9 protein-coding genes and 1 tRNA gene are annotated in these 9,691 nt (G+C 40.6%); 3 read left to right on the top strand and 7 right to left on the bottom strand.

The window, feature by feature from the left end; genetic code table 11:
- Positions 1 to 317: 317 nt before the first annotated feature.
- Positions 318 to 1,214 (bottom strand): DMT family transporter, encoded by an 897-nt coding sequence (locus P6709_RS08755; RefSeq protein ID WP_278240510.1) that lies wholly within the window; start codon positions 1,212 to 1,214, stop codon positions 318 to 320.
- A 97-nt stretch (positions 1,215 to 1,311) separates the two neighbouring features.
- On the opposite strand from P6709_RS08755, the gene P6709_RS08750 reads away from it, so the two are divergent.
- Positions 1,312 to 2,004 carry an MgtC/SapB family protein gene (locus P6709_RS08750; protein ID WP_278240509.1) on the top strand — a complete coding sequence of 231 codons (693 nt, stop codon included), beginning with the start codon at positions 1,312 to 1,314 and terminating at the stop codon, positions 2,002 to 2,004.
- A 185-nt stretch (positions 2,005 to 2,189) separates the two neighbouring features.
- On the opposite strand, the gene P6709_RS08745 is transcribed toward P6709_RS08750, so the two are convergent.
- Positions 2,190 to 3,617 (bottom strand): MDR family MFS transporter, encoded by a 1,428-nt coding sequence (locus tag P6709_RS08745; RefSeq protein WP_278240508.1) that lies wholly within the window; start codon positions 3,615 to 3,617, stop codon positions 2,190 to 2,192.
- Positions 3,618 to 3,756: 139 nt separating this feature from the next.
- On the opposite strand from P6709_RS08745, the gene P6709_RS08740 reads away from it, so the two are divergent.
- A complete protein-coding gene (locus P6709_RS08740; protein WP_278240507.1) occupies positions 3,757 to 4,191 on the top strand; it encodes a MarR family winged helix-turn-helix transcriptional regulator in 435 nt (144 codons plus the stop codon).
- Between the two features lie 146 nt (positions 4,192 to 4,337).
- Here the strand turns inward: P6709_RS08740 and P6709_RS08735 are convergent, their stop codons facing one another.
- Together P6709_RS08735 and P6709_RS08730 are read right to left on the bottom strand one after the other, a co-directional pair.
- The gene (locus P6709_RS08735) at positions 4,338 to 5,189 is read right to left on the bottom strand and encodes a DegV family protein (RefSeq protein ID WP_278240506.1); all 852 of its coding nucleotides are present in this window, start codon (positions 5,187 to 5,189) and stop codon (positions 4,338 to 4,340) included.
- Between the two features lie 272 nt (positions 5,190 to 5,461).
- Positions 5,462 to 5,533: transfer RNA gene (locus tag P6709_RS08730), tRNA-Ala, on the bottom strand.
- 104 nt (positions 5,534 to 5,637) lie between these two features.
- On the opposite strand from P6709_RS08730, the gene P6709_RS08725 reads away from it, so the two are divergent.
- Complete coding sequence (locus P6709_RS08725) at positions 5,638 to 6,387, top strand: potassium channel family protein (protein ID WP_278240505.1); 750 nt, start codon at positions 5,638 to 5,640, stop codon at positions 6,385 to 6,387.
- On the opposite strand, the gene P6709_RS08720 is transcribed toward P6709_RS08725, so the two are convergent.
- From P6709_RS08720 to P6709_RS08710, 3 genes are all read right to left on the bottom strand, one after another.
- Positions 6,375 to 6,782: a YugN family protein gene (locus P6709_RS08720; RefSeq protein ID WP_278240504.1), complete on the bottom strand. Its 408-nt coding sequence runs from the start codon at positions 6,780 to 6,782 to the stop codon at positions 6,375 to 6,377. The two genes, P6709_RS08725 and P6709_RS08720, sit on opposite strands and share 13 nt — an antisense overlap.
- A gap of 98 nt (positions 6,783 to 6,880) precedes the next feature.
- The gene (locus P6709_RS08715) at positions 6,881 to 8,230 is read right to left on the bottom strand and encodes a glucose-6-phosphate isomerase (RefSeq protein ID WP_278240503.1); all 1,350 of its coding nucleotides are present in this window, start codon (positions 8,228 to 8,230) and stop codon (positions 6,881 to 6,883) included.
- A 143-nt stretch (positions 8,231 to 8,373) separates the two neighbouring features.
- The gene (locus tag P6709_RS08710) at positions 8,374 to 9,537 is read right to left on the bottom strand and encodes an iron-containing alcohol dehydrogenase (protein WP_278240502.1); all 1,164 of its coding nucleotides are present in this window, start codon (positions 9,535 to 9,537) and stop codon (positions 8,374 to 8,376) included.
- Positions 9,538 to 9,691 lie beyond the last annotated feature (154 nt).

The following is a 9,691-nucleotide window of genomic DNA, read 5'->3' as shown; positions in this document are numbered from 1 at the left end:
CACGCCGCCAGCGTTCGTCCTGAGCCAGGATCAAACTCTCCGTAAAGTGTTTGATAAAGCTCATTGTGTTTCTTGTAATTCTTGTACTAACGTTGACGTTTTTGGTTGTTTAGTTTTCAAGGTTCAAGTTGTTTCGTAAAGGTCTTCCTCAATGAGGCGACTTTATTATCATACATCCTGGAAAGCTCTGTGTCAACACTTTTTTTAACTTGTGTTTTTCAACTTCGTTGCTTTTCTCTCTTAAGGACGAGTAATAATATAACATGAAAGAATTTATAATGCAATAGATTATATGATTTTTTACTAGATTACTATTCTTATGCTTTTTTTCTAATTCCCCTCTCCCTGTTTCCCTTCCAAATGAATAACGCCAGACCCGCTATAACCACTGTCCCTCCAATAATTTGTGAACCCCTCAGACTTTCGCCAAGTATGTAGAAGGCCAGAACAGAAGCTCCAACCGGTTCAAACAAAATTGCCATAGATATAAAGGTAGTTGAAATCCATTTTAGCGACCAGTTAAAAAGAGAATGACCAAGCAGGGTCGGTAAGATGGCAAGTAAAAGAAAATAGATCCATTCAGACGATTGGAAAGGTCCAAAAGATTCTCCCTGAATCAGGACGTATATAAATAGAATGATTGCACTCATGCTATACAGTATAAACGTGTAGGTAACAATTGAAAGCCTCTTTCTTACTTCCTGGCCAAATAGCAAATAGGCCGTAACAAGAGCGCATGCCGCCAGAGCCAAAAAATCTCCCCACAGCGCCATTCCGCTTACTTTAAAGTCACCCCAGCTTATGATGAAACTTCCAGCGATTGCGATACAAGCACTTATAAGGGATGATTTTGTTATTCTTTCATTAAAGAAGAGAAAGGCTCCAGCAAATGCAAAAAGCGGCTGCAGTGTTACAAGGACGGTAGAGCTGGCTACAGATGTATATTGAAGAGATTCAAACCATAATATAAAATGGAAGGCCAAAAAAATCCCTGCAATAACTGTAAAGCACCAGTCTTTTAAGGACAATTTGGTTATTTCATTTCTATAGTAGAGAAAAAAAACCGGCGTTAACAACAGTACACTGAAAAACATCCGGTAAAAAGCGATTACTCCCGGTTCAGCATTGGAAAGCTTAACAAGAATAGCGGAAAAAGAAACGGTAATGACGCCAATTAAAATAGCAAGATACGCTTTCTTATTTACTAGATGCATAAAATACCTCCAATTCACTCAGGCGCTGTGTATAATAAAAAATATGTTCTGAGTGCTATTTACATCTTACTAAAAAAGGAAAGAAGGAGGTGCCAAAATGTTTGAAATAGATCAAATTGTATTAATTAAACTCGGACTCACGGCTCTCCTGGGTTTAGTAATAGGACTTGAGAGAGAATTAAAAAGAAAACCGGTCGGGCTTAAGACCAGTCTTGTAATTTCAATCGTCAGTTGTTTACTGACGATTGTTTCCATCGAATCGGCTTATTCTTTCCCTGGGGATGACAATGTCAATATCACAATGGACCCGCTGCGTCTGGCAGCTCAGATCGTTTCAGGAATTGGTTTTTTAGGGGCAGGCGTTATCTTGCACCGGGGAAATGATACGATCTCGGGGTTGACGACCGCTGCTATTATATGGGGGGCAGCAGGTATCGGCATTGCTGTAGGAGCTGGTTTTTTTGTGGAAGCCATCTTAGGTGTTATTTTGCTTATTATCAGCGTGGAACTTCTTCCAATAATTTTGATGTGGATTGGGCCCGTACGATTAAAGGAAAAAGAAGTTTATTTAAAAATTATTGTTCATCATGCTAATTACGCTGGACCTGTAGTAAAAATGCTTGAACAGGACAATATTAAAGTGGATAAAGTCAGACTCAAGGATATAAAAAATGACTTGCACATGATTGAACTGTTTACATCAGTACATCAAAGACGGCAGGAAACGGATATCTACACATTTGTTTCTGCTCTTCCCGGAGTTTCAGGAGTTGAAATTGAAAGCAGATAATAATCCCCTGATACCCTGCTTTGTTCTTATACAATAATTCTTTATCCTTTATAATGCTCTTCTATCTCAAAAATCTGCCCATTATAATTTAGCTGGAAATGAATCAAAAAAATCCGAACAACTAAGCCTAATCTCATTAGAGGTTCAGCTTAATTGTTCGGATCTTTTATTGTGTCTGGGTGTAACTAGGTTGCACTCTGTCTTTCAGCTCTGGCTTGTTTCGGGTTGCTTTTTATAAAAAAGGCGAGTACGAGCCCTATTACTGCAGAAATGCCTGCCACCATAAAGGAAGTGTTTACTCCGTGAACGAGGCCCTGGACCCCTTGTTCAGGAAGTGCACTGCTGGTCATGATGGTCACAAGCAGCGCCGTTCCCACAGCCCCTGCTACCTGGCGCATCGTATTATTCATCGCTGTTCCGTGTGGAATCAAACTTGCAGGAAGCTGATTTAATCCCGCAGTCGTCACCGGCATCATCACCATCGCCATTCCGAACATTCTAAATGAGTTAACTACAGCTAAATAGGTGAAGGTGGTTTCTGCTGTTAAGGTTGTAAACATAAATGTGGATAACGCTAAAATAGACATTCCTGTAATGGACAGCCATCTCGCGCCGAATTTATCAAACAGCCTGCCTGTAATGGGGCTCATGATGCCCATTAATAAAGCCCCTGGCAAGAGCATAAGCCCGGAATCAAGAGCAGAAAACCCAAGCATATTTTGCATAAATAAAGGCAGAATCACAGCACCGCCAATCATGGAAATAAAGATCAGCATCCCTAAAATAGTGGTGATGGTGAAGACTTTGTTTTGAAAAACTTTAAATTGCAAAATCGGTCGTTCAAGCTTTAACTGTCTTAAAATAAACCAGACAAGAGCAATAGAACCAACCAGCATGGAAATAGATACTTCCCACGTTGTCCAGCCACTGCTGCCTGCTGAACTAAAACCATATAGCAAACCGCCGAACCCGAATGTGGATAAAATAATAGATAATACATCAAGCTTCGGAAACTTTTGTTCGGTTATATTTTTCAAAATAAAATAAGCTACAGCTATATCAATGAGTATGATAGGCAAGATTACATAGAATAAGCTTCTCCATGGAAACTGATCCACAAGCCAGCCGGATAGTGTCGGACCTATAGCCGGAGCAAAAGCAATCACTAACCCAAACATTCCCATGGCTGCCCCGCGTTTTTCTTTTGGATAAATTAAAAATAAAATGGTCATCATTAAAGGCATAATGATTCCTGCACCTGAAGCCTGAAGAACTCTTCCGGCCATCAAGACCGTAAAACCGGGTGCGACAGCACAAATGAGCGTCCCGAATCCGAATAAACCCATTGCGGTAAGAAATAATCCCCGCGTTGTAAATCGTTCAATTAAAAATGCGGTAATCGGAATCATAATTCCGTTGACTAACATGAATATAGATTGCAGCCATTGGGCTGTATTAGCATCAAGTTTTAAATCTTCCATAATATGCGGCAAGGCCGTTGCTAAGAGAGTCTGGTTTAATATCGCGGCGAAAGCCCCTGAAATTAAGACAATTAGCAAGGGAAGTTTATTAAACGCCGGCTTCGCTTCTTTTACTGATTGCTGTTCTGCCATAAAGCTCCTTCTTTCTGTAAAATGGTTGTATCATACAAGTACATGATTGTATAATACAACTAAATAAATCGTCATTCAAGCAATTAGTTTGAATAACGAACATTATGTGTTAAAAGCAATAGACAAGGTGGAGAGAAAAATGAGTAAAGAATCACTAACTACAATAGAACTTGAGATGGCTGTGCTCGTCAGACGAATCACTTCCATTGCTTCAAATCGGAAAGATGACAGCCTGGTGCGCTCAGCCTACCTTTTGCTTCATCAGATTTCAGTTGAAGAAGCAGCAGGTGTTAAAACGTTATCGAATGAATTGCAGTTGGATATTTCAACGGTAAGCAGACAGGCTGCATCATTGGAGCAAAAAGGATATGTCGAGAGAGTCCCCTCTCCCCACGATAAACGAGCTTACTTTTATCGAATTACTGAAATAGGATTAAAAGAACTGACACAGTATAAAAAACTGCGTCTGGATAAAATATCAAAGCTGCTGCATGACTGGGAGGAAGATGAGCAGCAAAACTTCGGTCAGCTTTTAAAAAAATTTAATTATGCAATAAAGGATCTTTCTTCATAATTCTACGGCAAACAAATGCGGCCGCTTTCCTCTTCAGACAGATGCCCGTAGAAGTTTGCGTAAATGAATGAGAGGCTGGGACTAATTTGTCCCAACCTCTTTCTAATTGAATTTCACCTCTAAAAGATGATTTGGTGAGTTATTCGTCATTCTTCCAACCCTGCGATTCCAAACCCACCAGGTCCCGAGTGAGTAGAAATCATTGCACCGGCTTGTATCCATTTCACGTGCTTGAACCCTGCCTCTTTGGCCAGTTCATCCATCCGGTTTTTAATACGTTCATCTAATCCAATTGAGAACATGAAATAAAGCTGATTGCGGTCAATTGTAAACTCATCTAAATAATCCTTCATAAGTTTTTCTGATACTATAGACATTTTCCCCCGATATTTTTTTGTAGACACTAGCTTCCCTTCAATTAATTCGATGCATGGTTTGATCTTTAATAAAGATCCTCCGATAAAAGCAATATTGCTGACACGCCCTCCCGCTCTTAAGAAATCCAGGCTTCCCGGTATAAAAGCAAGCCTCGACTTCCCGATAACCGTCTCTAGATTCTCAATCAGTTCCTCAGGTTTCACCATCGGTTCTTTTTCCACTAACTCGGCTGCGTACATGACGATCGCGGTCAATCCTCCTGTCACATTCAAAGCATCAATTAAATAAATATCTTGAAATTGTTCTGCGGCGATCACTGCGTTTTGAAAGGATGATGAGGCTTTTGAGGTATAGCCGATATGAACAATCACACATTCCGGATAATCTTCTTTAATCCTCGAAAAAAACTTTTCATATTCATGGGCATTTGTGGAGGTAGTAGAAGGGATTTTTTTTGTACGATTGTAGTAGTTATAGATCTCCTCCACCGGCAAAGAACCATCAAGATAATCCTTTCCATCCATGATGACATGCATGGGAACGACTTGAAGTTGATGCTTTTCTATTAAATCCGCAGGTAAATCTGCCCCGCTCTCTGTTGACAGTATAATTCTTTTCATTCGATCTCCACCTTTCTTTGAGCCTGGTAATTATTTAGGTATAAAACCAAACATTAAAAATATTAACTATTCAGAAAATAAAACAGAGAAACCTTGATTTAAAGTGGTTCATAGAAAATTGCGGAGTATATATAGCGCAGATTAAAACGTTGAACCAAATGACATCTCAATTAGAACAAAACTTGAAAGCATTTTGCAGCCGTAAATCTCCTGACTAAAATCTTTTTTAAGAAAAAAATCCTCTAACCAGTGCGGTTAAAGGATTTTTTTAATGGAGCTAAGGGGATTCGAACCCCTGACCTCTTCGCTGCCAGCGAAGCATTCTCCCGCTGAACTATAGCCCCTCGAACGGTACATATTATATTATACGTTTTATTTTGCACCTGACAAGGGGTGAATTGAAATTTTTATGAAAAAGTGGTCAACACTAGAGGGGGAGGTGATATGAATGAGCTGGGCGAAACTTTGGCGATTGCCGAAATGGTTGTATTTAATTATTTTGATCAGCCTGTTTGTCAGTGTTTTTGGTATTTTTATTCATGTAATTGAACCGGTTACGTTTCCTACTTTTTGGGAGGGTGCCTGGTGGGTGCTGATTACCATTTCTACGGTTGGCTACGGTGATTACGCTCCTGCTTCAGCCGCCGGACGCTGGCTGACAGTATTAATCATCCTTCTTGGTGCTGGTCTTATTTCAAGTTATTTTTTTACAATCGCCTCTTCTGCTTTTATTCGTCAGCAGGCTCTTGAAGACGGGACCCGTTCTTATACTGGACGCAACCACATTATCTTGATTGGCTGGAATGCCCGGACCTCATGGCTTCTTGAGCAATATGCATCAAAAGCGGTGGTACTGATTGATGATTCCCTTGAAAAACATCCTTTGCTTCAGACAAGTCCTTGTCAATTTATAAAAGGAAAGCCCTACTATTTTGACACATTGAAGAAGGCTTCTCTTTCCACAGGGAGCGCTGTAATTATTACAGCGAACCAGCATGTGGATGAAGAAGCCGCCGATGCTCAGACTGTTTTGACGCTCTTAACAATCCGGCGGCTGCATCCGACCATTCCTTGTATCGTCGAACTTCTTACACATGAGCATGTGGATTCAGCTAAAAAAGCGGGTGCAACCACGATCGTTGAGTCCCACGCAACTGTTGGCAGGGCTCTGACAGATTCACTCAGTCAATTAACCTGAACAGCTGTCTCGGCTTTCCTGATAATATTAATTCCTTGTTCCTGGTACTCTTCAGGGATATCAGAATCAGCATCTTTAGGGGATTGGAATTGATTAAACGCGGCAGAAATATTGCCGATTTCTCCATCTTTATCAATTCCATCTTCATACTGATGGCCAAGTAAAAATGGGACACCGATTTTTACTTCAACACCTGGCCGATCTAAAAGGCCTGTAGTTGCCTTAAAAGGAAGACGTACATAGTAATAACAGCCTTCTTTCGCTAAGCGGTAATCAAAATACCCATGATCGTATTCCCAGCCTCCACCTACAGAAAAGCCGATGGGTTTTAACGCTGTTTCGAGTTTATATAATGTGGTTTCATAACCGTTTAATGAAGATTCAATTTCAATCATGCCCGTCACCATCCTTTTTTAGTAGTTTTTCCGAGATTACTGCAGGTATGCAAAAAAAATGAGTGAGTTGAAAGCCTTAGCTTCAACCCACTCATTTTTTATTTTAATCGTTTTTCAAGTTCAGCTTTCTTTTCTTCAAACCCTGGTTTTCCGAGTAAGGCAAACATATTTACTTTATATGCTTCAACTCCTGGTTGATCAAATGGGTTAACACCCAGAAGATATCCGCTCATAGCGCAAGCCTTCTCAAAGAAGTACACCAGATAGCCAAACGTATATGAATCCATAACCGGAATTTCAACTACGAGGTTTGGCACCCCGCCATCGTTATGTGCCAGAAGAGTCCCTTGGAACGCTTTATTGTTCACAAAGTCCACGGTTTCTCCAGCTAAATAATTCAAACCGTCAAGATCGCTTTCAGCTTCCTCAATCGTTAACTCATGACGCGCCTTCCCTACTTTAACGACAGTTTCAAATAAGTCACGGCGACCCTCCTGAACATACTGGCCAAGAGAGTGAAGATCTGTTGAAAAATTAGCAGATGAAGGGAAAATCCCCTTTAAGTCTTTTCCTTCACTTTCGCCGAATAGCTGCTTCCACCATTCGTTAAAGTACTGCAGACCCGGCTCGTAGTTAATGAGCATTTCAATGGTTTTGCCTTTGTTGTAAAGGACATTACGAATGGCTGCATACTGATATGCTTCATTTTGTTCCAGCTCTGAAGAACTGTATGCTTCCCGTGCATCTGCAGCACCTTTCATCATGGCTTCAATGTCTGCTCCGCTGACTGCAATTGGGAGTAAACCGACTGCAGTAAGAACAGAGTAGCGGCCGCCTACATCATCCGGCACCACAAACGTTTCAAAACCTTCATCATCAGCAAGTGTTTTTAGTGCACCCTTTGATTGATCCGTGGTGGCATAAATGCGGCTTTTCGCTTCCTCTTTGCCGTACTTCTCTTCAAGGAGTTTGCGGAAAATACGAAAAGCAATCGCAGGCTCAGTAGTTGTACCTGATTTTGAAATCACATTAATTGAAAAATCTTTGCCTTCTAGTACATCCATTACATCGCGCATGTACGTGGAACTAATATTGTTTCCAATAAAAATAACCTGCGGCGTTTTTCTTTGCTCTTTCGTAATCGCATTGTAAAAGCTGTGGTTAAGCATTTCAATTGCTGCACGTGCACCAAGATATGAGCCGCCGATCCCAACCACCAGCAATACGTCTGAGTCATTTTTAATTTTTTGAGACGATTTTTGAATACGTGAAAATTCTTCTTTATCATAGTTTACCGGCAGATCGATCCAGCCTAAATAATCGCTGCCTGCACCCGTGCCTTCGTGAAGGGCATGATGGGCCTGTTTAACCGTATCCTGAAGATATGTAAGCTCATGTTCTCCAAAGAAGTCCAGCGCATTAGAATAATCAAAACGAATATGTGTCATGTCGTTTCCTCCGTTAAATGTATTTCCTTTCTTCACTTTATCGAAAGTAAGACCGAGAATCAAGAAAGGTTAAAAATGAAAACGGATACAGTTTTAATTTAGCAAAAAGGGGCTGTATTTTCGAGAAATAAGCCCCTTTTTGTTTATAGTGATGCAGTTAAAATTTCTACAACATCTTCTTTATGAAGAGATTTGAAATTGCCAAATTCTCCATTAATCATTGCTTTATCAGCCATAACCTCAATTTTTTCGTCCGTGATATCATAATCAGCAAGACGCGTCGGTGCACCAATGCTGCTCCAGAAAGTGCGAAGGCGTTCTATTCCTTCCAAACCGATTTCTTTGTCGCTTTTACCTTCAGGGTCTACTTCAAATACGCGTATTGCCATTTGCTTAAAGCGGCCTTCATTCACCTCAAGGTTATGCTTCATCCAATTCGGGAATAGAATCGCCAGTCCGCCAGCATGAGGGATATCATAAACAGCTGAAACGGCATGTTCAATATTATGAGATGCCCAATCGCCGCGATAGCCCATTTGCAGCATGCCATTTAAAGCAAGCGTACCGCTGTATAGGATGGTTTCACGTAGTTCATAATTTTCAAGGTCATCCACAAGCTTAGGACCTGTTTCGATAACCGTTTTCAGCACACCTTCAATTAAGCGGTCCTGAACAGGTGTGTTTGAGGTATTGTGATAGTATTGCTCAAACAAATGAGACATCATATCTACAATTCCATACACCGTTTGATTCTGAGGAACCGTAAAGGTATTTTGAGGATCTAAAATTGAGAATTTCGGGAATGTTGCCGGGCTGCCCCATCCGTACTTTTCCTGTGTTTCAAGATTTGTGATAACAGATCCCGCATTCATTTCTGAACCGGTTGCTGCCAGCGTCAGCACAGTTCCAAATGGAAGCGCCTCTTCTGCAGCTGCTTTTTTGGTCACAAGATCCCATGCTTCACCATCATATTTCGCACCTGCTGCAATAAGTTTTGTACAGTCAATAACGCTTCCGCCGCCAACAGCTAAAATAAAGTCAATATTTTCTGTTTTGCAAATATCAATTCCTTTTTCAGCTGTAGTAAGACGTGGATTCGGTTCAACTCCCGACAGTTCAAAAACGGATGCTCCAGTTTCATTAAGCACCGAAATTACCTGGTCGTATAAACCATTTTTTTTAATGCTTCCCCCGCCATAGACAAGCAGGACATTTTTTCCGTATTGGGGAATTTCCTGTTTTAATTGATTTAGCTGATCTTTTCCAAATATAAGCTTTGTTGGGTTGTAAAAAGTAAAGGTTTCCATATAATTTTTGCCTCCTTAACGTTCTTTTTCATTATCGTGGATGAAGGGATCGTTTGCAAAAAAGATGCTCACTGTCCTCCATTTTGCAAAGAAAATTACCAGTATAGATTAACCTGTCTTCACCATACTAATACTGCTTCAACTATTTAAGTAA

Source organism: Jeotgalibacillus sp. ET6 (genome assembly GCF_029667115.1).
GTDB lineage: Bacteria > Bacillota > Bacilli > Bacillales > Jeotgalibacillaceae > Jeotgalibacillus.
The sequence above is the reverse complement of the archived record's forward strand: the minus strand, read 5'-3'. Positions and strand labels throughout refer to the sequence as shown.

Coding starts and splice junctions, on each gene's coding strand:
- P6709_RS08755 (WP_278240510.1), bottom strand. CDS start 1,214: ATGCATCTAGTAAATAAGAAAGCGTATCTTGCTATTTTAATTGGCGTC.
- P6709_RS08750 (WP_278240509.1), top strand. CDS start 1,312: ATGTTTGAAATAGATCAAATTGTATTAATTAAACTCGGACTCACGGCT.
- P6709_RS08745 (WP_278240508.1), bottom strand. CDS start 3,617: ATGGCAGAACAGCAATCAGTAAAAGAAGCGAAGCCGGCGTTTAATAAA.
- P6709_RS08740 (WP_278240507.1), top strand. CDS start 3,757: ATGAGTAAAGAATCACTAACTACAATAGAACTTGAGATGGCTGTGCTC.
- P6709_RS08735 (WP_278240506.1), bottom strand. CDS start 5,189: ATGAAAAGAATTATACTGTCAACAGAGAGCGGGGCAGATTTACCTGCG.
- P6709_RS08725 (WP_278240505.1), top strand. CDS start 5,638: ATGAGCTGGGCGAAACTTTGGCGATTGCCGAAATGGTTGTATTTAATT.
- P6709_RS08720 (WP_278240504.1), bottom strand. CDS start 6,782: ATGATTGAAATTGAATCTTCATTAAACGGTTATGAAACCACATTATAT.
- P6709_RS08715 (WP_278240503.1), bottom strand. CDS start 8,230: ATGACACATATTCGTTTTGATTATTCTAATGCGCTGGACTTCTTTGGA.
- P6709_RS08710 (WP_278240502.1), bottom strand. CDS start 9,537: ATGGAAACCTTTACTTTTTACAACCCAACAAAGCTTATATTTGGAAAA.